Source organism: Paracoccus mutanolyticus, from assembly GCF_003285265.1.
Classification (GTDB): domain Bacteria; phylum Pseudomonadota; class Alphaproteobacteria; order Rhodobacterales; family Rhodobacteraceae; genus Paracoccus; species Paracoccus yeei.
On the sequence record NZ_CP030239.1, the window covers coordinates 3,474,425 to 3,498,324 of the forward strand.

The window sequence follows — 23,900 nt, forward strand, 5'->3', positions numbered from 1 at the left end:
CGGCGCCCCGTCGCGGGGGTCGGGGCGCGGCGGGCCGGTCTATTGGCGGGCGGTCAGATAGGCGTCGACATAGGGGGCCGCATCCGGCACCCGCGCCTTGAAGTCGTCCCAAAGCGGCTTTGCCTTTTCCAGCAGTGCGGCGCGCAGCTCGGGCGAGGGCTGGGTGATCTCGATGCCATGCTCTTGCAGGATGGCCAGCTTCTTGGCGTCCTCGGCCTTGCTGTTCAGCCAGAACTGGCCCTCCATCCGGGCGGCGGTCGCCTCGATGGCGGCGCGGGTCTCGGGTTCCAGCGCGTTCCAGGCATCCAGGTTCACCATCACCGCATTCGACGAGGCCTGCCAGTTGAAGGTGCTCATGTGCTTGGTGAATTCCCAGAAGGCGCCGTCCACGCCCGACGAGGACGAGGTCGTCACCCCCTTGATCGTGCCCGCCGCCAGCGAGGGCACCACCTCGCCCCAGGGCATCTGCACCGGCGTCGCGCCGAGCGCCTCGAAGAAGGAGGACCCGTTGGCGTCCACGACGCGGATCGTCAGCCCCTTGATGTCGTCCAGGCTGTTGATCGGATTGGGCGCGAACACCGCCTGCCCCGGCCACGGCACCAGATACAGCAGCTTCTGGTTCATGCTTTCGGCCACTTCTTCAAGCTTGGGCCGATAGAACTTATGCAGAAGCGCCAGGTCGGGCATGGTCGGCGCCAGATAGGGCAGCGTCTCGATGCCCAGGATCGGCGCCTCGCCCACCTGCTGGTTCAGCAAGATGTCCGCGATCGGCACCAGCCCGTCGCGGACCGCCGCCATGCCCTCGGGGCCCTTGATCCCCAGCGCGCCGCCGGAATGGACGGTGATGACCACCTCGCCCTCGGTCGCCTCCTTCACCGCTTCGGCAAAGGCAAGGGCGTTCTGGGTGTGGAAATTGCCTTCAGGCCAGACCACGGACATGTCCCAGGCGGTCTCGGCCAAGGCCGTCGAAACGCCCAGACCCAGCGCGCAAGCCGCTGCAAAAGCAAAGATTCTTCCCTGTTTCACGATTTTTTCCTTTTTGACCGGATTGTGAGGAGGTCACTTGAATTTTCAGTATACCACCTGTATTCCAATTTGGCGCAGCGAAATCGGGTCTGTCAACGGTTGCTTCCGACTCGCCGCGAAAAAATCGCCAAAATCCGCAATGCACGTTTTTTGCGCAGCAACAGGAGCAGGAATGGCCCGCACAATCGATCTGAACTGCGACATGGGGGAAAGCTTCGGCGCCTATACGATCGGCGACGACGCAGCGATGCTGAAGCTGGTGACCACGGCAAACATCGCCTGCGGCTTTCACGCCGGCGACCCGGTGGTGATGCGCCGCACGATCCGCATGGCGCGGGACAACGGCGTCTCGGTCGGCGCGCACCCGTCCTTTGCCGATCTGTACGGCTTCGGCCGACGCCGCATCTCGGGCGAGCGGCCCGAGGATCTGGAAACGCAGCTGATCTATCAGATCGTCGCCATGCAGGGCATGTGCGCGCTTGAGGGCCATCCGATGACCCATGTGAAGACGCATGGCGCGCTTGGCAACATGGCGGCGGTCGATCCCGATCTGGCCGCGCTTTGCGTCCGGGCGATTCGCGCCGTGGACCCGGCCCTGGTCTTCATCACCCTGCCCTATTCCGAAACCTATGCGGCCGCCGAAAAGGCCGGGCTGCGGGTCGCCTGCGAAATCTATGCCGACCGCTCCTACACCGACACGGGCGAGCTGACGCCGCGCACCCAGGCGGGCGCCGTCATCCACGACCCGCAGCAAAGCCTGGACCAGGTGCTCGAGATGGTGGTGAACGGCCGGATTCCGACCACCGGCGGCAAGCGGCTGCCGGTCCAGCCCGAAACGCTGTGCGTGCATGGCGACACCCCCGGCGCGGTCGACATCGTCCGGGCCCTGCGCACCGCATTGACCCAGAACGGCGTCGAGATCGCGCCGTTCGCCAAGAACTGACCGAGGGACAGATGAGCAGAATCCTTTACCTGAACGGCGCCTGGGTCAGGATACGATGCCACAGCTCGGTCTTCGACCGCGCGTTCCTGATGGCGTACGGCATCTACGAGGTGACCTGCGTGCTGGACGGCAAGCTGGTCGAATATGCCGGCCATGCCGCGCGGCTGCAGCGGTCCGCCCGCGAACTGGGGCTGACGATCCCGTTGGACGCCGACGCGCTGCTGGCCGTCCACCGCGAGATCGTGGCGCGCAACGGGCTGGATCAGGGCATGATCTATCTGCAACTGACCCGCGGCGCCGCCGACCGCGACTTCGCCTACCCCCCTGCTGGCACGCCGCCCACGCTGCTGCTGTTCACCCAGGCCAAGAACGTGCTGGAAAACAAGGCAGCCGAGCGCGGCACTCGGTGGCGATGCTGCCGGACCTGCTTGCCCGGATCCCAGCGGACGAGGAGATCGCCACGGTCACGGCCCACGATGCCTACGACACGCGGGCCTGCCATGACGCCATCGCTGCCCGCAGTGCAGTGGCGGTCATCACCGAGGCCTGCGCCGCCACGGCCCATATCGTGACGGCGAACGGCGTGCTGGTCACGCGCGAGCTGTCGCACGCCCTGCTGCCGGGCGTCACCCGCGCCTCGGTACTGGAACTGGCGGATGGTCAGGGCATCCGCGTCGAAGAGCGCGCCTTCACCCCCGACGAGGCGAAATCAGCCCGCGAAGCCTTCATCACCTCGGCGACGAATTTCGTGGTGCCGGTGACGCGGATCGACGGCCAGGCAGTCGGCGACGGGGCACCCGGCGCGCTGACGCGGCGGATCCGCGACATCTACATCGAAACCCGCCGCGCGGCGGCCATCTAGGGAAAGCAGCCATGGCACAGCGAATCGGACGCGACAGCAGCGGGGTGTTCATCATCGCCGCCACCCCCTTCACCGACCACGGCGAGATCGACCATGACAGCCTGCGCCGGCTGGTCGATTTCTATGCCGGCCACGGCGTCACCGGCCTGACCATCCTGGGCATGATGGGCGAGGCCAACAAGATGACCCCCGAGGAACGCCGCGCCGTCATCGACACGGTGATCGACCAGGCCGCCGGCCTGCCGGTGATCGTCGGCGTCTCGGACGCGGGGATGCGCAACCTGACTGACCTGGCGGCTCATGCGATGGACCGGGGCGCCGCCGGCGTCATGGTCGCGCCTGCCGCCGGTCCCGCGCGCGAGGACCGGATCGAGGGCTATTTCCGCGCCGTCGCGCAGGCGCTCGGTCCCGATGTGCCCATGGTGTTTCAGGACTTCCCGCTGGCGACCGGCCTGCCCGTTTCGGCGGCACTGATCCGGCGTCTGTCGTCGGACCTGCCGCAGATGGTGATGCTGAAGCACGAGGACTGGCCGGGGCTGAGCAAGATCACGGCCCTGCGCGCGGATGAAAAGACGCCCGGCACGCCGCGCCTGTCGATCCTGGTCGGCAACGGCGGGCTGTACCTGCCGCAGGAATTGCAGCGCGGCGCCGACGGCGCCATGACCGGCTTTGCCTATCCCGAAGCGCTGGTGCAGACCGTCGCCCTGCACCGCGCAGGACAGGTGGACGCGGCCAGGATTTCTTCGACCGCTACCTGCCGATCCTGCGCCACGAACAGCAGCCCGGATTCGGGCTTGGCGGTACGCAAGCATGTGCTGATGCGGCGCGGCGCCATCGCCTCGGCCGCCACGCGCGCCCCGGGACCGAAGCTCGGCGCCATCGATATCGCCGAGGTCGAGCGGCTGATGGCCCGCCTGGAAACCCGGCTGGCCGCCTGATCCCTAGAGGCCCCGCCCCTGCGCCGGGCCTGCCCGCCGCCGCAGACGTCGACGAAGGCGCGCACCGCCGCGATGTATGCGCGCGCCCGAGCCGATGAGGGTCTTGAGCCTTCGGGCGAAGTTGTAGACCGCGAGGAAGTCGGCGAGATGGCGGCGCAACAGGTCGTGGCTGTCGGAATGGAAGCGTTTGACGTTCAGCGGGAAAACGATCCTCCGGATCGTTTTCTGATCCGCTTCACCCTCCTTGATTGTCCGGTTCATCCGTTCGACCTGTCCATTAGTCCAGGGATGGTTGATCCTGGTGAGCCTGTGCTCGATGCCGTTCTCGTCGCAGACGCGATTAAAGACGTATGTGTGGTGAGCGTGATTGGTGAACTGGACGCCGTTGTCGGTCAGCACAGTATGCAGCCGGTAGGGAACAGCGGCGACCAGATCGCGCAGAAACTGGGCGGCAGCCATCTTGCCGGCCTTTTCGACCAGCCGGGTGAAGGCGAACTTGCTGGTGCGGTCGATGGCCACGAAGAGATAGAGCCTGCCCTCAGCGGTTTGGACCTCGGCGATGTCGATGTGGAAGAACCCGATGGGATAGCGTTTGAAGCGCTGCCGCTTCGGCTTGTCGCCCTCGACATCGGGCAGGCGGGAAATACCATGTCGCTGAAGGCAGCGGTGCAGCGCCGAGCGGGTCAGGTGCGGGATCGTCGGCTGCAGGGCGTAGAGGCAATCGTCCAGAGGCAACAGGGTGTGCCGCCGAAACGCGACCACCATCGCCTCCTCCGCCTGGCTCAGAACGGTCGAGCGGGGCTCCTTCGGTCCGGTCTTCAGATCCTCGATCTGTCGCCCGCTTGCGCCACTTGGCCACTGTCTTCGGATTGATGCCAAACTCGCGGCTCAACACCGCGAGCGAAGCTTGCGATCGCTGTCGGCGCGGACAGCGGGCGTGGTCGAGGCGCCCCGTGACGAAGCAAGTCCCATAGGGCCTCCAGCCAGGCCGTAGAGAAGATCGCACCATCAAACATGTGGGATCCCTAGAGGCCCCGCCCCTGCGCCGGGGCCTGCCCGCCGCCGCAGACGTCGACGAAGGCGCGCACCGCCGCGATGCGCGCGCCCGAGCGGTTCCACAACACCCCGGTCTGGCGCGACCCTGCGCCGGCCAGCGGCAGCTTTTCCAGGCGCAACTCCTCGGGCCAGGGCGGCGCCCAGTCGGGCACGATGGCGATGCCCAGGCCCCGGCTGACCAGCGCCGCGATGGCGTCCAGCGCGTCAAGCTCCAGCCATTCGCGCACCTTCAGGCCCTGTTGGCGCAGGAAACGGTCCACGATCTGCCCGCCCCACTGGTTGCGGTCATAGCGGATGAAGGGATGGCGCCGGATCACCTCCAGCGGATCGTCCAGCGCCATGCCGGCCCGCGCGATCAGCACCAGCGGCTCTTCGCGCAGGGTCAGCCAGCCGGTGGCCTTGGGCACCGGGAATTGCGGCCGCACGATCACCGCCGCGTCCAGATCGCCGGCGACGACGCCATGATACAGATCGACCGAAGCGCCGGGCCGGATGAACAGATCGATCCGGGGATGGCGCGCGCCCAGCGTCTCGACGATGGCGGGCAGCAGGCCGGTCAGAGCCGTGGCCGTGGCGCCCAGCCGCAACTGCCCCTCGGGCTGGTCGTTGGCGGCGATGGCGCGCAGGTCGCGCGCGCCCTCGATCAGCGCTCCGGCATGGCGCAGCACCGCCAGGCCCGAGGCCGTCGGCCGCACCGTACGGCCCACCCGGCTGACCAGCGAATGGCCCAGATCCTGTTCCAGCGCGCGCAGCCGCTGGGCCAGCGCAGCGGGCGTCAGATTCAGCCGCCGCGCCGCCTCGGCGATCGAACCGTATTCGGCGACGGTAACGAAGCTTTCCAGAAAGCGAATATCCATAAGATGGTTTTTCTATCTTCTGAAGCAAGAATAAGCCAGATTTTCTTAATGACCAATCGACGTAAGATGCGGTCCGAAGTTCCCTTCACGGACCCAGCGATGACCATCCAGAACAAGTTTGCCAGACTGGCCACCGACAACGCCCCCGGCCAGGAGGTCCGCCAGACGGCCGCCGGCATCCAGGCGCTGCTGCGCGGCGATGCCCTGCCGGGCCGCCCGGTCGATTTCTCGCATGGCGATGTCGATGCGCACGAGCCGACGCCCGGCAGCTTCGAGGTCTTTGCCCAGGGCGTCGCCAAAGGCGGCAGCCAGGCCTATACCGAATATCGCGGCGATCTGGAGATCCGCGAGGAGGTCGCCGCACGCCTGGCCGATTTCACCGGCGCCCCGGTCGATGCGCGCGACGGCATGATCGTCACCCCCGGCACGCAGGGCGCGCTGTTCCTGGCGGTCGCCGCGACCGTAGCGCGCGGCGACAAGGTGGCCATCGTGCAGCCCGACTATTTCGCCAATCGCAAGCTGGTCGAGTTCTTCGAGGGCGAGATGATCCCGGTGCGGCTCGACTATGAAACCGCCGGCGAGGATCGCGCCGGGCTGGATCTCGACCAGTTGGAGGCCGCCTTTCGCGCCGGGGCCAGGGTGTTTCTGTTCTCGAACCCCAACAATCCCGCCGGCGTCGTCTATTCGCCGGCCGAGATCGCCCGGATCGCGGCGCTGGCGGGGCAATACGGCGCCACGGTCATCGTCGACCAGCTTTATTCGCGGCTGCGCTATTCCGCCGTGACCTATACCCATCTGCGGGCGCAGGACCTGGATCCGCAGAATGTCGTGACCATCATGGGCCCGTCCAAGACGGAATCGCTCAGCGGTTATCGGCTGGGCGTGGCCTTCGGCGGGCCCGCGATCATCGCGCGGATGGAAAAGCTGCAAGCCATCGTCAGCCTGCGAGCGGCGGGCTACTGCCAGGCCGTGCTGCGCACCTGGTTTGCCGAACCCGAGGGCTGGATGGACGACCGGATCCGCCGCCATCAGGCGATCCGCGACGACCTGCTGTCGGTGCTGCGCGGCATCGGCGGCGGCTTTGCCCGCGCGCCGCAGGCCGGCAGCTACCTGTTCCCGCGCCTGCCCGCGCTGGCCGTGCCTCATGCGGATTTCGTCAGGATCCTGCGGCTTCAGGCCGGCACCGTCGTGACCCCCGGCACCGAATTCAGCCCGCATCACGGCGATTGCGTGCGGCTGAACTTTTCGCAGGACCACGCCGCCGCCGTCGCCGCGGTCGAGCGCCTCGCGTCGCTGGTCGAGCGGTATCGCGCATGAGCGTGCCTTTCCAGCCGATCCCGCAGGGCGATTACGTCCCGGCCCGCCGCCATGGCGCGCTGATCTTCACCTCGGGCATGACGCCGCGCCGCGACGGCGTGCTGCTGCATCACGGCCCGGTCCGGTCGGATACCCCTGCCGAGGCCTATGGCGACGCGGTGCGGCTGGCCTGCGGCAATGCGCTGGCCGCGGCACGCGGGATGCTGGCGCCGGACGAGAGCCTTGCCGCGATCCTCAGCCTGACGGTCTATGTCGTGGGCGAGCCGGGATTTGCCGCCCATTCCCGCATCGCCGACCTCGCCTCGGCCCATCTGCGCGCGGAACTGGGCGAGGCCGGCATCGGCTGCCGGGCCGCCGTGGGCGTGGCCTCGCTGCCGGGGAACGCGCCCGTCGAAATCCAGCTTGTCGCGGCCGTCTGACCGCGCCCCACCCAAAGGACCCCCGATGCAGATCGCAGCCAAGCCCGACGCCTCACGCCTCTCCTCGCGCCTGATGGCGGTGCAGCCCTCGCCCACCATCGCCATGACCCGCCTGGCCGCCGAAATGCGCCGCGCCGGGAAAGAGATCATCGGTCTCTCGCAAGGCGAGCCGGATTTCGACACGCCCGACCATATCCGGCGCGCTGCGGTCAAGGCCATCGCCGCCGGCAAGACCCGCTATACGGATGTGGACGGCACGCCTGAACTCAAGGCCGCCATCATCCGGAAGTTCCAGCGCGAGATTCCTGCTGCCAGACTAGTGGCTTCGTCACATCGAGCACGATGGCCTGGTTGTTGCCGGAGTACTTGTGTCGCAAACCACGGCTAAATGGGGCGGCCTCGGATATCGGACCGTGCTGCCCTGGCCGGGATCCTCTTTGTCCTGATGAGCGGTATCCCTTGGCGGATGTTGCCCGCCGAGATGGGCTGTGGCTCAGGTGTGACATGCTGGCGAAGGCTCAGAGATTGGCAGTTGGCCGGGATCTGGGACCAGTTGCATCGGACCTTGCTGCACCAGTTGCACCGCGCCGGTCACCTGGACTGGAGCCGGGCCTGCATGGACAGTGCGTCCATCGCGGCAAAAAAGGGGGCGACGTCATCGGGCCGAACCCGACGGATCGCGGCCGCCCCGGCACGAAGCGCCACATCATCACTGACAGGCGGGGCATTCCCCTGACGGTGCGTCTCAGCGGCGCCAACCTCCACGATAGTAGAATGCTTGAGCCTTTGCTTGATGCCATTCCTCCTGTCCAAGGTAAGCGGGGACGGCCACGCAAGCGGCCCGGCAAGCTCCATGCGGACAAGGGCTACGACTATGCCCGCTGCCGCCGGGCTTGCAGCAAACGTAGTATCAAGCATCGCATCGCCCGAAAGGGTGTCGAAAGCAGCGCCCATCTCGGAAAGCATCGCTGGGTCGTCGAACGCAGCTTCGCCTGGCTTTCCCAATTTCGCCGCCTCGCCGTCAGATACGAAGGCAACGGCCGCGAATATCCGGCGCGCTGCCATCAAGGCCATCGCCGCCGGCCAGAGACCCGCTATACGGATGTGGACGGCACGCCTGAACTCAAGGCCGCCATCATCCGGAAGTTCCAGCGCGAGAACGGGCTGGCCTACGAACCCACGCAGATCAGCGTCGGCACCGGCGGCAAGCAGGTGATCTACAACGCGCTGCTGGCGACCCTGGACAAGGGCGACGAGGTGATCGTGCCGGCGCCCTATTGGGTCAGCTACCCGGACATGGTCCGGCTGGCGGGCGGCACGCCAGTCATTGCCCCCTGCCCCGAGGAGGACGGCTTCCTGCTGACCCCGGCGACGCTGCGCGCCGCGATCACGCCGAACACGAAATGGCTGATCCTGAACTCGCCCTCGAACCCCACGGGCGCAGGCTATTCGGCCGTGGCGCTGGCCGCGCTGGCCCAGGTGCTGCTGGAGTATCCGCGCATCCTGGTGCTGACCGACGACATGTACGAACATATCCGCTACGACGGCTGGCAGTTCGCCACCATCGCGGCCGTCGAGCCGCGCCTGGCGGATCGGGTGCTGACCGTCAACGGCGTGTCCAAGGCGTTTTCGATGACCGGCTGGCGCATCGGCTATGCCGGCGGGCCAGCGGACATCATCAAGGCGATGGCGACGCTGCAATCGCAATCGACTTCGAACCCCAGCTCGATCAGCCAGGCGGCGGCGCAGGCCGCGCTGGACGGGCCGATGGATTTCCTGACCGCCCGGAACGAGACCTTCCGCGAACGCCGCGACCTTTGCCTTGCCGCCTTCGACGCCATCGAGGGGCTGAGCTGCCGCAAGCCCGAGGGGGCGTTCTACCTGTTCCCCTCCTGCGCGGGCATGATCGGCCGGCGCCGCCCCGACGGGCGTGTGATCGAAAGCGACGGCGATTTCGTCATGTGGCTGCTGGAGGAGGCCGGCGTCGCCGCCGTCGCCGGCAGCGCCTTCGGGCTTGCGCCCTATTTCCGCATCTCGTTCGCGACCGCGACCGAGCAACTGGAAAAGGCCTGCGCCCGGATCGAGGCAGCCTGCAGGGCGCTGTCCTGAACGCCCCGCGGCAAGAGCCCACAACAGGAACGGAGACGATGATGGATCTTGGAATACGAGGCAGGACGGCGCTGGTTCTGGGCGCCGGCGGCGGGCTGGGCCGGGCGATCGCCCGCGCGCTGTCCGCCGAGGGCGTCCGCGTGGCGCTTGGCGATATCGACAGCGCGGCGGTCGAGGAAACCGCCCGCGTCCTGCGGCAAGAGGGCGGCAAGGCGCTGCCCCTGACCTGGGATCTGGGCGATCTGGCGCAGATCGGCCCGAATGTGGAGCGGATCGAGGCCGAACTGGGCCCCATCGACATCCTGGTGAACAACACCGGCGGCCCCAAGCCCAGCACCGTCTCGGGCCAGGATGCGGCGTTGTGGCGCAAAGCTTCCAGACGATGGTGCTGTCGGTCATTGCGGTAACCGAAGCGGTGCTGCCCGGCATGCGCGAGCGCCGCTGGGGGCGGATCATCACCTCGACTTCGTCCGGGCGTGGTGGCCCCGATCCCCAATCTGGGCCTGTCGAATGCATTGCGCCTGTCGCTGGTCGGCTGGTCCAAGACCCTGGCGCGCGAGGTCGGACGCGACGGCATCACCTGCAACATCATCCTGCCGGGGCGCATCGCCACCCCGCGCATCACCTTCCTGGACGAACAGAAGGCCGCGCGCGAAGGCCGCAGCGTGGCCGACGTCGCGGCCGAAAGCGTCGCAGCGATTCCGGTCGGCCGCTATGGCCAGCCCGAGGAATATGGCGACGCGGTGGCATTTCTGGCCATCGCCCGCGCCTCCTACATCACCGGCAGCACCATCCGCGTGGATGGCGGCCTGATCGCCAGCATCTGAAACGGAACAGACCATGACCTCCCAAACCGAAGCCGCGCTGATCGACGCCCTGTCCAAGGTAACCACCGCGACCCTGACCACGGTGCTGCTGAAAAAGGGCCTGCGCAATGTCTGGCTGCGCGGCGCAGCCCCGCTGAACCCCGGCCAGCCCCGCCTTGTCGGACGCGCCTTCACCCTGCGCTTCGTTCCCGCGCGCGAGGATCTGGCAACGCCGGAAAGCTGGTCCTCGCCCATCTCGACCCGCGCCGCCATCGAGGCCATGCCCGAAGGCTGCATCTGCGTCACCGACGCCATGGGCGTCAGCGATGCCGGGATCTTCGGCGACATCCTGTGCGCCCGGATGGCGAAGCGGGGCGTGGCGGCGCTGGTCACCGACGGCGTGGTGCGCGACGTGGCGGGTGTGCGCGCGCCGGCCTGCCGGTCTGGTGCAGCGGCGTGGCCGCCCCGCCCTCGGTCGCGGGGCTGACCTTCGTGAACTGGCAAGAGCCCGTCGCCTGCGGCGGTGTCGCGGTCTTTCCCGGCGACATGATCGTCGTCGACGATGACGGCGCCGTGCTGATCCCCGCCGCGCTGCTCGAGGAGGTCGCAGCCCAGGCCACCGAACAGGAGCGGCTGGAGGGCTGGATCATGGATCAGGTCGACCAGGGTGTGCCCCTGCCCGGCCTCTACCCGCCCAATGCCGGGAACAAGGCGAAATACGACGCCTTCAAGGCCGGCCAGTCCTGACCGGCCGGGGTGGGCGATCTGGTTCCCGTCCTGATCCTTCTGGCCCTGATGGGCGCGGCCGCGATCCTGCCGGCGCTGCTGCACCACCGGCGGCGCCGGCGCTGGCGCCGCATCCCTGCCCGCATCGAGGCGGCCTATTACGCGGCTCCGGGAAAGACCGCCCTGCCCCTGGTCGACGTCACGTTCCGCGATTGCGGGGAAACGCGCTTCGTCCGGGGGCTGCGGCGGCACGCCCTGGATGTCGAGGACCTGGCGCCGGGCGATCCCATCCCGATCCTCGTCTCGCCGGTTGACAGCCGCCGCTGCGTCCTTGACGAGTAGGACCCGAACCCGCAGGAGCCTCAGGTGCATCACCATCTTGCCGCCACGCCAGACACGGTGCTTTGGGGCCATATCGACCCGGCGGCCGCGCCGGTCCTGCGGATCGACAGCGGCGACAGCGTCACCATCCAGACTCTGTCGGGCGGGGCGCGCAACCTGCCCGCGCCGGGCTCGGGCTGCCATGCCCTGCCCGCGCATCGCCAGGTCATCGCCCGCTGCCGCCCCCATCTTGGGCCCCATATCCTGACCGGCCCGATCTTTGTCAGGGACGCCGCACCCGGAGACCGGCTGCTGGTCGAGATCGAAGAGATCACGCTTGCGCAGGATTTCGGCTGGAACGCCATCGAACCCGGCTTCGGCATCCTGCCGGACGTGGCAGAGGACTATCAGTCCCTGACCATTCCGCTGGACCGCGCCCGACGGCAGGCCCGGCTGCCCTGGGGGCCGGTGGTCGATCTGGCGCCGTTCTTCGGCATTCTCGCCGTCGCGCCTGGTGCCGCGGGCGGTTGCGTCGGTTCGGTCGCGCCCGGCCCGTTCGGCGGCAACATGGACAACCGCTATTGCCGCGCCGGCGCGCGGATCGCCCTGCCCGTCTTTTGCGAGGGCGCGCTGTTTCTTGCCGGCGACGGCCATGCCCTGCAAGGCGACGGCGAAATCTGCGACACGGCGCTGGAAACCGCGCTGGACGGCCGGCTGCGCTTTTGCGTTGAAAAAGGCACCGCCCCCGAAGCGCCCGAGATCCTGTGCGACAACCGCATCATCACCATGGATTTCGACGAGGACCTGAACACGGCGGCCACGACCGCCGCGCGCCGGATGGTGGACTGGCTGGCGCGCAACACCGCGCTGTCGGTCCGGGACGCCTATCGCCATTGCAGCCTGCTGGCCGACCTGCGCGTGACCCAGATGGTCAACCGCCGCAAGGGCGCGCATTGCGTGCTGGACTTGGGCACCTTGCCCGCCGGCGCGTAGCCTGGCGCACGCCAGCCGCGTTTCAGAACAAGCCGTGCGCGCCGCCCACCGCTCCGATCACCGCGATCAGCGAGACGGCCAGCAGCAGGTGATGCAGCCGGCCCATGCGGGCGAAATCGCCGGCCGGATCGGTCGAGCGCTTCATGCGGCGGTGCAGGAACAGCGGCTCGATCACGAACAGCATGGCGGCAAAGACCAGCCAGACCGCAACCATGGCGTGCATCCACCAATAGCCGACCTCGGCGAAGCGGTCCCACATCGCGCCGCGCCAGACCATCCAGAGCCCGCTAAGACCGGCCAGCGCCACCCACAGCCGGGCCTGGGCGGCAAAGCGGTCCTCGATGCGGTGAAAGGCAGCCAGCCGGCGCTCGGGCGGCTCGGCCCCGCGGATCGCCGGGATCAGCACCAGCGTCACGAAGGCCACCCCGCCGATCCACAGAAGCACCGCGACCACATGGACGATCCGCGCGATGGTCAGGTCGTCCATGCCGTGGCCTCTCAGGCTGCCAGAAGTTCGTCGGCGGGGCCGAAGAACTCGTAATGGATGCGCGCCGCCGGAACGCCCGCCAGCGACAGGGCCGAGACCGCCGCCCGCAGGAACGGGCGCGGACCGCAGATATAGTAATCCGCCGTCCCGGCCGGCGTATTGGCCAGCAGCCATTCGTCGGTGATCAGCCCTGCGATGTCATAGTCGCGCCCCGCGACCTCATCCGCAAGCGGGGTCTGGTGAAAGTCAGTGACGTGGATGTCGCGGCCCCGTTCCGCCAACGCGCGGACATGGGCGCGCATGGCATGGGTGTCGCGGTCATGGGTGCCGTGGATGTAGTGCACCGGCTGTTCGGCCCCCTGCCCGACCAGCCATTCCAGCATCGCCACCATCGGCGTCAGCCCGACCCCGCCCGACAGCAGCACCACCGGCCGTTGCGGCAGGCGGTCCATGAAGAACTCGCCCGCCGGCGCCGCGACCTTCAGCACCGTGCCGCCGGCTGCTGATGCAGATAGTCCGAGCCGCCTTGACCCTGCGGCTCAAGCTTCACGCTGATGCGATAGTCGCTGCAGTCGCGGCGACGACGAGATCGTATAGTTGCGCTTGGCCGGCGGATGGCCGGGGATGTCGAACCAGAAGGTCAGATATTGCCCCGGCAGATGCGCCATCACGGCGCCGCCATCGACCGGGCGCAGCACGAAGGACTTGATGACGCTGCTTTCGGTCACGACCTCGGCGATGCGGAATTCGCGCCAGCCGTTCCAGCCGCCGGGCGCGGCGTTCTGTTCGCCGTAAAGCCGCTTTTCCCGCGCGATCAGGATATTGGCGAGGAACCAATAGGCCTCGCCCCAGGCGGCCAGGATCTCGTCGGTGGCGGCATCGCCCAGCACATGCTTGATCGCGCCCAGAAGCGCCTCGGCGACATGCGGGTAATGCTCGGGCAGGATCTGCAGGCCGACGTGTTTCTGCGCGATGCGCTCGACCGCCGGGGCCAGCGCGGCCAGGTTTTCGATATTGCCGGCATAGGCCAGGATGGCGCCGGTCAGCGCGCGCGGCTGGGCGTCGCTGGCGCCGTGATGCGACTGATTGAACAGGTCGCGGATCGCCGGGTCGCGGAACATCCGCGCATACATCTCGTGCACGATGGTCATGCCATGCGCCTCGAGCGCGGGGACGGTGGCCTTGACCAGTTCGATGGTGCGGGGGCTGAGGGCCTGGGTCATCGGGATTCTCCTTGGCACGGCGGTCGCGGACGACTCGCAAAAATGATGCATTTTTAATACATCTATTTGGCTGATGAAAATCATGCAATGACGACGCATCTTTCCGGAAGGCCCCATGCGACTGACCCGCTATACCGATTACGCCATGCGCGTACTGCTGTACCTGGCCCGCCAGCCCGACCGGCTGTGCTCCATCGCCGAGATCGCAAGGGCTTACGGAGTCTCGCAAAATCACCTGATGAAGGTCATCAACGACCTGGTGAATGCCGGCTGGCTGACCAGCGCCCGGGGCCGCAAAGGCGGCATCCGCCTGGCCAGGCCCGCCGATCAGATCAGCCTGGGTGCGGTCATTCGCCACACCGAGGCGGATTTCGACCTGGCCGGCTGCAGCAGCTGCATCATCGCGCCCGCCTGCGGGCTGACGCTGGCGCTGGACGAGGCAACGCAGGCCTTTCTGGCGGTGCTGGACCGCCAGACCCTGGCCGATGTTCTGGCGCGGCGCGGCGATTTCCTGCCGCTGCTGCGCCAGCCGGGGGATGCGGCCTAGGCGGCGGCCATGGCCGGCAGGCGCGCGGACAGGCACCAGTCCAGCACCGCCTGCCGTTCAGGCGGCAGCGCCTGGGCAGACCGCCCGCGAACTCCAGGAAGGGCGGCAGGTTCAGCCCGTTCACGCCGACCAGCACCGGCATGCCGCGCTCCAGCGCCGTGGCGATGGTGCCGACCAGGCCGCGGCCCGCGGCCTCCTGCTTGCCGAACTTGTTCACCACCAGGAATTCGGCGCGGTCCAGCGCCGCCTCGGTCCAGGCGACCGAGCGTTCCAGCGCATCGGGGTCCAGCCGGCAACCCCGCGCCTCGGGGCCGCGATCGACGCTGATGCGGACCGTGGGCCCATCCGGCAGCAGCCGCAGGTCCATGTCGCACAGCGCCCGGTCGGCGCGGTCGATGTTGCTTTGCACGGTGCCGGCCAGGCGCAGGCCCTGCGCCTCGAGCACATCGACCACCTCGACAGCAGCGCGTCGATGGCGCCGCGGCCCGAAAGCGTGACATAGGCCAGCTTCATGCCGCGCCCCCTTCCGCGCCTGCGCCAAGCGTCACGCCCGTGACCCTGGCCTTTGCCACCAGCGCGGCAGTGAAGTCGCGGCTGGCGGTGACCCAGTCCGCCTTTTCGCGGGCCTCGCGCAGATGCGGCAGGACCGCGTCGAAAGGCAGCACCGCGCCCTCGGCCCGTGCGTCCAGCCGGATCAGGTGGATGCCGTAGCGCGTCTCGACCGGCGCGCCGATCTCGCCCTCGGGGATCGTGGCCAGCGCGGCCTCGAACTCGGGCACGGTATCGCCCGACGAAAGCTGGCCCAGCAGCCCGCCGCTGTCCTTCGAGGCGCAGGCGCTGTGCCGCGCGGCGAGTTCCGCGAACCGGCGCGGTGCCGCGCGCAATTCGCCCAGCACCTGCGCCGCCGCCGCACGGGCCGCATCGCGCGCCGCCTGGTCCCCGGGCGCAGCCGGGAACAGGATATGCGCCGCTTCGTAAAGCGAGGGCGCGCGGAAGCGGTCGGGATGGGCGTCATAGATCGCCCGCAGCGCGGCCTCGTCCGGGGTCTCGGGGGCGATGGCCTGATCCAGCAGTTGCCGGATCAGCGCCTCGTCCTCGGTTTCCCACTGGCCGGGGGCCAGTTCGGCGGGATCGGCGGTCAGGCCGCGCGCACGGGCCTCCTGCAGCAGGATCTCGCGCAGGGCCAGGGCGCGGGCGGCGGCCTTCCAGGCCAGGCCCGGCTTGCCCTTGGGCGCGGGGTGGTTCTGCGCCTCGGCCGCGATGCGCTCGGGGCTGATGGTGACGCCGTTGACGGTGACGGGGGGCAGCAGGGGTTTCATGTCCATCACCGTCACTCCGCCGCGTGGCGCAGCGGGTCCTGCTGCGTTCCGGCATCACGGGTTGCGACCGTGCGGGCCAGCGCCTCGCGCCCGGCGACGGTGGCCGGGATCGGGTTCAGCCCGACGCCCGGACGCGCCCCGCGTTTCGAGCGCACGATCTGATAGCCCGGACGCCACAGATAGCGCACCGGCGCCGACAGCATGTGCACCAGCCGGGTGAAGGGGAACAGCAGGAAGATCGTCAGCCCCAGCAGGATGTGCAGCTTGAAGATCAGCGCCACGCCGTCGAGATGCGCGGCCGGATCGGCGCCGAAATACGCGATGCCCTGGGCCCATTGCATCAGCTTGACCATCTCGTGCCCGTCCAGATGCCCGGCCGAGACAAAGATCGTGCCCAGCCCCAGCGTCAGTTGCAGCATCAGAAGGACCAGGATGCCGGTGTCCGACAGGGTGGAATTGGCGCGGATGCGCGGATGGTCAGCCGCCGGTGCAGCAGGATCAGCCCGCCGACCAAGGCCAGGATGCCGGCAAAGCCGCCCAGGCCATGGCAAAGCCTGCTTGGCGCCATGCCCGACGCCCAGCCCGTCCCAGACGGCGATGGGCGTCAGCAGGCCGACGAAATGCCCGCCCAGGATCATCAGCACGCCGACGTGGAACAGCACCGAGCCGATGACGAACTGCTTGCGCCGCAGAAGCTGGCTCGACGAGGATTTCCAGGTGAAGGGCTCGGTCTCGTAGCGGACGATGGCGCCCAGGATCATCACCGTGATGGCGATATAGGGATAAACTCCGAACAGAAAATGGCTCATCTGTCGCTCCTCAGCTTGCGGCCCGCGCCGCAGGGGCGGCGGGGTCCATACGGGCAAGAAGATCGCGGCTGACCGGGCAGCCGGCGTTGGGATCGGGGCCGAAAGTCACCTGCGCCTCGGACCAGACCGCATCCAGCGCGGCCAGATCCTCGGGGTCGTCGTCCTTGACGGCCAGCAGGGTCTGGACCTCCTCGGTTTCGGGATCGGCCTCGGCGATGGCGACCAGCGCCTCAAGGACGGCGGCATAGGCGGCATCGCGCCGCACCAGCCGTTCGCCCAGCGCGACCAGGATGTGACCGGCGCCCTGCAGGACCTCCTGCGCCTCGGCCAGGGGCCGGGTGGACAGATATTCCAACAGCACCGGCAGATGGTCGGGCAGTTCAGTCCCGCCCAGGTCGAAGCCGCCAGCCCGATACATGTCCAGCAGATCGACCATGGCGCCGCCGCGGTCGCGGCTTTCGCCGTGGATATGCTCGAACAGGTTCAGCGACAGCGTGCGCGAACGGTCGAACAGCAGCACATAGCGTTCCTGAAGATCATAAAGATCGCCCCGCGCCAGGTCGCGCAGCAGGGGCGCCAGCGCCTCCATGCGCTTGGGGCCCAGCAGCCCCTCGGCGTGCAGCAGCGCGTCGATCTGAGGGACGGCCTGCTGAAGCTCCTCGGACGGATAGCTCAGCAGCAGCGAAAGTGCCTTAAACGTTTTCATGCGATGAACTCCTGCGGGCTGCGGAACTTCTTGCCCGAGAACAGTTTGGCGCCGCTGTGGCCCGACGAGCAGCCGTTGCCGTCGGTGAAGCTGCAGCCGCCCTTCAGGTCATAGGCATCCTCGACCAGTTCGCGATGCGTGGTCGGGATGACGAAGCGGTCCTCGTAATTGGCGATGGCCAGAAGCTGATACATCTCGTCGATCTGGTGCGGGGTCAGGCCGACGCGCTTGGCGACGCCCAGGTTCACCACGCCGTCCACGGTCTTCGAGCGCATGTAGCTGCGCATCGCCAGCATCCGCTCCAGGGCCGAGGCGACCGGCGCCTCGTCGCCGGCGGTCAGCATGTTCGCCAGGTAACGCAGCGGGATGCGCAGCGACCGCACGTCGGGCATGTCATCCTGCGCGGCGATCTTGCGGCCTCGGCCGCGTTCTGGATCGGCGACAGCGGCGGCACATACCAGACCATCGGCAGCGTCCGGTATTCGGGATGCAGCGGGAAGGCGATCTTCCACTCCATCGCCATCTTCCAGATGGGCGAGTTCTGCGCGCCCTTGATCCAGTCCTCGGGGATGCCCTCTGCGCGCGCGGCGGCGATCACCTCCGGGTCGTTCGGGTCCAGGAACACGCCCAGCTGCGCGTCATAGAGGTCCATCTCCGATTCCGTCGCGGCCGCCTCGGCGATCTTGTCGGCGTCATACAGCATCACCCCCAGATAGCGGATGCGCCCGACGCAGGTTTCCGAACAGACCGTGGGCTGGCCGCTTTCCAGGCGCGGATAGCACAGGATGCATTTTTCCGATTTGCCCGAGGACCAGTTGTAATAGATCTTCTTGTAGGGGCAGCCGGACACGCACATGCGCCAGCCCCGGCACTTCTCCTGGTCGATCAGCACCACGCCGTCGTCCTCGCGCTTGTAGATCGCGCCCGAGGGGCACGAAGCGACACAGGCCGGGTTCAGGCAGTGTTCGCAGAGCCGCGGCAGATACATCATGAAGGTATTCTCATACTCTCCGTAGATGTCCTTCTGCACGCCCTCGAAGTTGTAGTCCTGGCTGCGCTTTGCGAACTCGCCGCCCAGGATCTCCTCCCAGTTCGGGCCCCATTCGATCTTTTCCATCCGCTCGCCGGTGATCTTGGAACGCGGCCGGGGGTGCGGAATGCGCGCTACCCGTTCCAACGGGTTGTAGCGGTGCGAGGGATGCTCGAAATCGAAGGGCCGTAGAAATCGTCGATCTCGGGCGGTCTGGGTTGGCAAAGATATTGGCCAGGATGCGCCACTTGCCGCCCTGCTTGGGTTGCAGGCGGCCGGCGCGCGTCCGGGTCCAGCCGCCGTTCCAGCGCTTCTGGTTTTCCCAATCCTTGGGATAACCGATGCCGGGCTTGGTCTCGACGTTGTTGAACCAGGCGTATTCGACACCTTCGCGCGAGGTCCAGACGTTCTTGCAGGTGACCGAACAGGTATGGCAGCCGATACACTTGTCCAGGTTCAGCACCATGCCGATTTGCGCACGAACTTTCATTCCGCTGCCTCCGTAATTTGGGTTGCGGGTTGGTCGAGCCAGTCGACCTGATCGAGTTTGCGGACGATGACGAATTCGTCCCGGTTGGCCCCCACGGTGCCGTAATAGTTGAAGCCATAGGAAAGCTGGGCGTAGCCGCCGATCATATGGGTGGGCTTGGGCACGATGCGGGTGACCGAGTTGTGGATGCCGCCGCGTTTGCCGGTGACCTTGCTGCCGGGCGTGTTCACGATCTTTTCCTGGGCGTGATACATGAACATGCTGCCTTCCTTGATCCGCTGGCTGACCACCGCGCGGGCCGAGATGGCGCCGTTGGCGTTGAAGACCTCGACCCAATCGTTGTCGACGATGCCGGCCTTTTTCGCGTCCAGTTCGGAAATCCAGACCACCGGGCCGCCGCGGTTCAGCGTCAGCATCAGCAGGTTGTCGGTATAGGTCGAATGGATGCCCCATTTCTGGTGCGGGGTCAGGAAGTTCAGAACGACGTGCTTTTCCGTCGAGCCCAGCGATTTCGTCGCCGCATGGCCCACCGTCTTCAGGTCCACCGGCGGGCGCCAAGTCACGAAGCCCTCGCCAAAGGCGCGCATCCATTCGTGGTCCTGGTAAAGCTGCTGGCGCCCGCTCAGGGTGCGCCACGGGATCAGCTCGTGCACGTTGGTCCAGCCGGCGTTATAGCAGACCTCCTCGCTTTCGATGCCCGACCAGGTGGGCGACGAGATGATCTTGCGCGGTTGCGCCGCGATGTCGCGGAAGCGGATCTTTTCGTCCTCCTTCACCTCGGCCAGGTGCTTGTGGCTGCGCCCCGTGGCCTTGGACAGCGCCTCCCAGGCCTTGACGGCGACCTCGCCGTTGGTTTCGGGGGCCAGCATCAGCACCACCTCGGCCGCGTCGATGGCGGTGTCGATGCGTGCCATGCCCTGGGTCACGCCGTCCTCGGTCACCGTGCCGTTCAGCGCCTTCAGGTGATGCACCTCGGTCTTGGTGTCCCAGGAGATGCCCTTGCCGCCGTTGCCGGCCTTTTCCATCAGCGGACCCAGCGCGGTGAAGCGCTTGTAGAGGTTCGGATAGTCGCGCGTCACCTCGATATAGGCGGGCGCGGTACGGCCGGGGATCAGGTCGCACTGGCCCTGCTTCCAGTCGGCGACGAAGGGCTGGGCGATCTCGCCCGCGCTGTCGTGCTGCAGGGGCAGCTGCACCACGTCGGTTTCGACGCCCAGAACCTCGGGCGCGAGTTCGGAGAACTTGCGCGCTATGGACTTGAAGATCTCCCAGTCGGATTTCGATTCGTACGCCGGGTCCACCGCCGCCTGCAGCGGGTGGATGAAGGGGTGCATGTCCGACGTGTTCATGTCGTCCTTTTCGTACCAGCTGGCGGTCGGCAGGACGATGTCGGCATAAACGGCGGTGGTGGACATGCGGAAGTCGATGGTGACCAGCAGGTCCAGCTTCCCCTCGGGCGCGTCGGCGTGCCAGACGGCCTCGACCGGCTTCACGCCGCCCTCGGCGCCCAGGTCCTTGCCCTGCACGCCGTGGTCGGTGCCCAGCAGGTGCTTGAGGAAGTATTCATGCCCCTTGCCCGAGGACCCCAGCAGGTTCGAGCGCCAGACGAACAGGTTGCGCGGCCAGTTTTCCGGCGCGTCCGGGTCCTGGCAGGACATTTCCAGGCCGCCCGATTTCAGTTCGCGGGCGACGTAATCCTTGACCGCGATTCCTTCGGTCTTGGCGGCGCGGCCGACCTCCAGCGGGTTCGTGCGCAGCTGCGGGGCCGAGGGCAGCCAGCCCATCCGCTCGGCGCGGATGTTGTAGTCGATCAGGCTGAGCCGGTCCCAGTCGCCCTTGGGCGCGGTGGGCGACAGCAGCTCGCGCGCCGTCACCGTCTCATAGCGCCACTGGTCGGTATGGGCATAGAAGGCGCTGGTCGCGTTCATGTGGCGCGGCGGGCGCGCCCAGTCCAGCGCGAAGGCCAGCGCCGTCCAGCCGGTCTGCGGGCGCAGCTTTTCCTGGCCGACGTAGTGCGCCCAGCCGCCGCCCGACTGGCCGACGCAGCCGCACATCACCAGCATGTTGATGACGGCGCGATAGTTCATGTCCATGTGGAACCAGTGGTTCATCGCCGCGCCGATGATGACCATGGACTTGCCGTTGGTCTTTTCGGCGTTGCTGGCGAATTCCCGCGCCACCTGGATGATCTTGTCGCGGCGCACGCCGGTGATGCGCTCCGCCCAGGCGGGGGTGAAGGGCACGTCGTCGTCATAGCTCGTGGCGACGTTCTGGCCGCCAAGCCCCCGGTCCAGGCTGTAGTTCGCGCACAGCAGGTCAAAGACCGTGGCGACCAGGACCGAACTGCCGTCGGCCAGCGTGACGCGGCGGGCGGGAACGTTGCGGGTCAGCACCTCGCCCCGGTCATCCACGGCAAAGCCGTTGGTCGCCGCGCCGCCGAAGAAGGGGAAATCGACTTCGGCGATCTCGTCGTGCTCGTCCTCCAGGATCAGGCTCAGCTGCAGGCGCACGTCGCGGCCCTGCGCCTTCTGCTCCAGGTTCCACAGCCCGGTGTCCTCGACCTTGGTCGAGGCGGTGCCGGTCTGGGTGGTGGGTTCGGCCTTGGTCGGCTTGACCGAGCCGTCCTCGGACCAGCGATGCCCGATCGAGCCGTTGGGCACCACCATCTCGCGCGAGATCTCGTCGATGGCGACGGTCTTCCAGTCGGTGTTGGCGGTTTCCCCCAGGGCGCCCGGCAGGTCGCCTGCGCGCAACTGCCGGCCCGGCACCAGCCGGCCGTCCTGTTCGTCCAGGCGCACCAGCATCGGCATGTCGGAATAGCGCCGGCAGTAGTCCTCGAAATACTCGGCCTGCCGGTCCAGGTGGAATTCGCGCAGGATGACGTGGCCAAAGGCCATGCCGATGGCGGCGTCCGTACCCTGCTTGGCGTTCAGCCAGATGTCGCCGAACTTGGCCGCCTCGGAATAGTCGGGGCAGATCACGGCCGACTTGGTGCCGCGATAGCGCGCCTCGGTATAGAAATGCGCGTCGGGCGTGCGGGTCTGGGGCACGTTCGAACCCCAGAGGATCAGATAGCCCGCGTTGTACCAGTCCGCGCTTTCGGGGACGTCGGTCTGTTCGCCCCAGGTCTGCGGGCCTGCTGGCACCAGACGCGCAGACTGTCGGGAGAGCAGCCAAGCTTCGGCGCGATCGCCTTGTAGGCCGCACTGTCGCTGGCGTAATCGGCCCGGTTCTCGCGGAAAAGCCGAACACCGCGTTCGCGCAGCTCGGATGGATAGGCGGGGGTGAATCTTTGCTTCGTCATAGGGCTCATCCTTTGAGTGCTCTTCTCCGGACCCGGGTATAGCTTTCGCGCGCGGCCGGGTCGTTCTGGATGGCGGTCCAGGCCTCGATGGGCGTCATCGTCTTGCGCGCCTCGCGCCACAGCCGCATCAGCCTGCCCCGGATCAGAGGCGTCTTCACCCGGTTCGCGGAATACAGGTACCAGCTGTAGCTCGCGCCCCGTGCGCAGCCGCGCGGTTCGTGGTTGGGCAGGTCGGGGCGGGTCCGGGGATAGTCGGTCTGCTGGGTTTCCCAGGTGACGATCCCCGACTTCACGTAGATCTTCCACGAACACGAGCCGGTGCAGTTCACCCCATGGGTCGAGCGCACGATCTTGTCGTGGCGCCAGCGGGCGCGATAGGTGTCCTCCCAGTCGCGGCTTTCGATGGTGGTCTGGCCGTGCCCGTCCGCGAACGTGTCCTTGCGCAGCGGGGCAAGGAAGTTCAGGCGATCCAGAAGATGGCTCATGGCTCTCTCCGTTTCCTTTTTCGATTATTCGGCGGGGGCGGCGACGACCGCGCCCCGGTGTTCGATGTCGTGCAGCAGGCCGCCCCGGCGCGTGTAGACGCCCCAGGTCACGGCGATGCAGAGCACATAGAAGGCCAGGAAGCCCCACAGCGCCGCCCCGGCACCGCCGGTCAGCTGGATGGAACTGCCGAAGGCCTTCGGGATGAAGAAGCCGCCATAGCCGCCGATGGCCGCGGTAAAGGCGACGATGGCCGCCGATTCACGTTCGGACTGGCGGCGGCGCTCCTCGGCGGTGGCGTTCGGGTAAAGCCGCGCGATCTCCTTGCGCATGATGACGGGGATCATCTGGAAGGTGGACGAATTGCCCACGCCCGAGAAGAAGAACAGCGCCATGAAGCCCGCGAAGAACAGCGTGAAGCTGCCGCCGTTCAGCCCCTGCAGGATGACCAGGACCGACCCGATCATGCCCAGGAACACGCCGAAGGTGACGCGCCCGCCGCCGACCCGGTCGGCAAGCCAGCCGCTGCCTGCCCGGCTGAGCGCGCCGATCAGCGGACCGAGGAAGGCGTATTGCAGCGCGTTGACGCCCGGGAAGGCCAGCTTGGTCAGCATCGGGAAGGCGGCGGAATAGCCGATGAAGCTGCCGAAGGTGCCGACATACAGCAGGCACATGATCCAGTTGTGCCGGCGGCTGAAGATCACCGCCTGTTCGCGGAAGCTCGATTTCGCATCGGCGATGTCGTTCATGCCCAGCCAGGCCGCGATGGTCGAGGCGATGATGAACGGGACCCAGACGAAGCCCGCGTTCTGCATCCAGACCTGGCCGCCATCCGACAGCTGCTGAGGCTGGCCGCCCACGGCGCCAAAGACGCCCATGGTGATGACGACCGGCACCAGGAACTGCATGATCGACACGCCGAGGTTGCCCAGGCCCGCATTCAGCGCCATGGCGTTGCCCTTTTCGGCGCGCGGGAAGAAGAAGCCGATATTGGCCATCGAGGACGAGAAGTTGCCGCCCCCCAGCCCGCACAGCAGCGCCAGCACCACGAAGATCGTAGCGCTTTCACCGCGCAGCACCGCTGTCGCTTGCGGCATTGCTCCTCCAGCCAGAGGTTGAACGCTTCCCA

16 protein-coding genes and 11 pseudogenes are annotated in these 23,900 nt (G+C 67.5%); 13 read left to right on the plus strand and 14 right to left on the minus strand.

From position 1 onward, the window contains the following. Positions 1-39: 39 nt before the first annotated feature. Positions 40-1,026 carry a TRAP transporter substrate-binding protein gene (locus DPM13_RS18835; protein WP_112888612.1) on the minus strand — a complete coding sequence of 329 codons (987 nt, stop codon included), beginning with the start codon at positions 1,024-1,026 and terminating at the stop codon, positions 40-42. A gap of 172 nt (positions 1,027-1,198) precedes the next feature. On the opposite strand from DPM13_RS18835, the gene DPM13_RS18840 reads away from it, so the two are divergent. The 3 genes and pseudogenes from DPM13_RS18840 (at position 1,199) to DPM13_RS18850 (ending at position 3,769) form a co-directional block, all read left to right on the plus strand. Next, entirely contained in the window at positions 1,199-1,969 is a 771-nt protein-coding gene (locus DPM13_RS18840) for a LamB/YcsF family protein (RefSeq protein ID WP_028718649.1), read from the plus strand. Between the two features lie 89 nt (positions 1,970-2,058). Then, positions 2,059-2,831: pseudogene (locus tag DPM13_RS27530) on the plus strand (aminotransferase class IV). A gap of 11 nt (positions 2,832-2,842) precedes the next feature. After that, a pseudogene (locus tag DPM13_RS18850) lies at positions 2,843-3,769 on the plus strand (dihydrodipicolinate synthase family protein). Between the two features lie 90 nt (positions 3,770-3,859). On the opposite strand, the pseudogene DPM13_RS18855 reads toward DPM13_RS18850, so the two are convergent. Next, positions 3,860-4,741, minus strand: a pseudogene (locus tag DPM13_RS18855) (IS481 family transposase); the annotation flags it as partial. Positions 4,742-4,794: 53 nt separating this feature from the next. After that, positions 4,795-5,682 carry a LysR family transcriptional regulator gene (locus DPM13_RS18860; RefSeq protein WP_112888613.1) on the minus strand — a complete coding sequence of 296 codons (888 nt, stop codon included), beginning with the start codon at positions 5,680-5,682 and terminating at the stop codon, positions 4,795-4,797. A gap of 99 nt (positions 5,683-5,781) precedes the next feature. Between DPM13_RS18860 and DPM13_RS18865 the strand changes: the two genes are divergently transcribed. The 9 genes and pseudogenes from DPM13_RS18865 to DPM13_RS18900 all read left to right on the plus strand — a co-directional run bounded on the left by DPM13_RS18865 (position 5,782) and on the right by DPM13_RS18900 (position 12,373). Beyond that, the gene (locus DPM13_RS18865; RefSeq protein ID WP_112888614.1) at positions 5,782-6,999 is read left to right on the plus strand and encodes a pyridoxal phosphate-dependent aminotransferase; all 1,218 of its coding nucleotides are present in this window, start codon (positions 5,782-5,784) and stop codon (positions 6,997-6,999) included. Next, positions 6,996-7,418, plus strand: coding sequence for a RidA family protein (locus DPM13_RS18870; RefSeq protein ID WP_112888615.1), 423 nt, complete (start codon positions 6,996-6,998; stop codon positions 7,416-7,418). The genes DPM13_RS18865 and DPM13_RS18870 overlap by 4 nt, the downstream gene beginning before the upstream one ends. Positions 7,419-7,443: 25 nt before the next feature. Then, positions 7,444-7,719, plus strand: a pseudogene (locus DPM13_RS18875) (aminotransferase class I/II-fold pyridoxal phosphate-dependent enzyme); the annotation flags it as partial. A 90-nt stretch (positions 7,720-7,809) separates the two neighbouring features. Then, a pseudogene (locus DPM13_RS24435) lies at positions 7,810-8,450 on the plus strand (IS5 family transposase); the annotation flags it as partial. 4 nt (positions 8,451-8,454) lie between these two features. Then, a pseudogene (locus tag DPM13_RS18880) lies at positions 8,455-9,527 on the plus strand (aminotransferase class I/II-fold pyridoxal phosphate-dependent enzyme); the annotation flags it as partial. Between the two features lie 41 nt (positions 9,528-9,568). Next, a pseudogene (locus tag DPM13_RS18885) lies at positions 9,569-10,354 on the plus strand (SDR family oxidoreductase). 13 nt (positions 10,355-10,367) lie between these two features. Next, positions 10,368-11,080 (plus strand): annotated as a pseudogene (locus tag DPM13_RS18890) (ribonuclease activity regulator RraA). 9 nt (positions 11,081-11,089) lie between these two features. Continuing rightward, a complete protein-coding gene (locus tag DPM13_RS18895; RefSeq protein ID WP_080622670.1) occupies positions 11,090-11,401 on the plus strand; it encodes a hypothetical protein in 312 nt (103 codons plus the stop codon). Between the two features lie 24 nt (positions 11,402-11,425). After that, positions 11,426-12,373 carry an acetamidase/formamidase family protein gene (locus DPM13_RS18900; protein WP_112888617.1) on the plus strand — a complete coding sequence of 316 codons (948 nt, stop codon included), beginning with the start codon at positions 11,426-11,428 and terminating at the stop codon, positions 12,371-12,373. 22 nt (positions 12,374-12,395) lie between these two features. Here the strand turns inward: DPM13_RS18900 and DPM13_RS18905 are convergent, their stop codons facing one another. From DPM13_RS18905 to DPM13_RS24445, 3 genes are read right to left on the minus strand one after another with little or no spacing between them, the layout of a single operon-like run. Beyond that, positions 12,396-12,860, minus strand: a complete 465-nt coding sequence (locus tag DPM13_RS18905) for a hypothetical protein (RefSeq protein ID WP_080622672.1) — start codon at positions 12,858-12,860, stop codon at positions 12,396-12,398. Between the two features lie 11 nt (positions 12,861-12,871). Continuing rightward, on the minus strand, positions 12,872-13,348 hold the full coding sequence (locus DPM13_RS24440) for an NO-inducible flavohemoprotein (RefSeq protein ID WP_223252198.1): 477 nt from the start codon (positions 13,346-13,348) through the stop codon (positions 12,872-12,874). Between the two features lie 51 nt (positions 13,349-13,399). Beyond that, positions 13,400-14,083, minus strand: a complete 684-nt coding sequence (locus DPM13_RS24445; protein WP_223252199.1) for a globin domain-containing protein — start codon at positions 14,081-14,083, stop codon at positions 13,400-13,402. A gap of 115 nt (positions 14,084-14,198) precedes the next feature. Between DPM13_RS24445 and DPM13_RS18915 the strand changes: the two genes are divergently transcribed. Continuing rightward, positions 14,199-14,630, plus strand: a complete 432-nt coding sequence (locus DPM13_RS18915; RefSeq protein WP_112888618.1) for an Rrf2 family transcriptional regulator — start codon at positions 14,199-14,201, stop codon at positions 14,628-14,630. Positions 14,631-14,757: 127 nt separating this feature from the next. Here DPM13_RS18915 and DPM13_RS26320 read toward each other — a convergent pair. From DPM13_RS26320 to DPM13_RS24455, 8 genes and pseudogenes are all read right to left on the minus strand, one after another. Further along, positions 14,758-15,084 (minus strand): annotated as a pseudogene (locus DPM13_RS26320) (DUF2478 domain-containing protein); the annotation flags it as partial. 55 nt (positions 15,085-15,139) lie between these two features. Further along, positions 15,140-15,949 (minus strand): peptidylprolyl isomerase, encoded by an 810-nt coding sequence (locus tag DPM13_RS18925; protein WP_223252200.1) that lies wholly within the window; start codon positions 15,947-15,949, stop codon positions 15,140-15,142. Positions 15,950-15,960: 11 nt separating this feature from the next. Continuing rightward, a complete protein-coding gene (gene narI / locus DPM13_RS18930; protein WP_112888620.1) occupies positions 15,961-16,758 on the minus strand; it encodes a respiratory nitrate reductase subunit gamma in 798 nt (265 codons plus the stop codon). 10 nt (positions 16,759-16,768) lie between these two features. Beyond that, a complete protein-coding gene (narJ, locus tag DPM13_RS18935; RefSeq protein ID WP_112888621.1) occupies positions 16,769-17,464 on the minus strand; it encodes a nitrate reductase molybdenum cofactor assembly chaperone in 696 nt (231 codons plus the stop codon). Next, positions 17,461-18,984 (minus strand): annotated as a pseudogene (narH, locus tag DPM13_RS18940) (nitrate reductase subunit beta). Before narH ends, narJ begins: the two are co-directional and overlap by 4 nt. After that, positions 18,981-22,133 (minus strand): annotated as a pseudogene (locus DPM13_RS18945) (nitrate reductase subunit alpha); the annotation flags it as partial. The pseudogenes narH and DPM13_RS18945, both read right to left, overlap by 4 nt. Positions 22,134-22,293: 160 nt before the next feature. Beyond that, positions 22,294-22,773 carry a hypothetical protein gene (locus DPM13_RS18950; protein WP_397245175.1) on the minus strand — a complete coding sequence of 160 codons (480 nt, stop codon included), beginning with the start codon at positions 22,771-22,773 and terminating at the stop codon, positions 22,294-22,296. Between the two features lie 24 nt (positions 22,774-22,797). Further along, positions 22,798-23,817 carry an MFS transporter gene (locus DPM13_RS24455; protein WP_317616347.1) on the minus strand — a complete coding sequence of 340 codons (1,020 nt, stop codon included), beginning with the start codon at positions 23,815-23,817 and terminating at the stop codon, positions 22,798-22,800. Between the last annotated feature and the right edge of the window lie 83 nt (positions 23,818-23,900).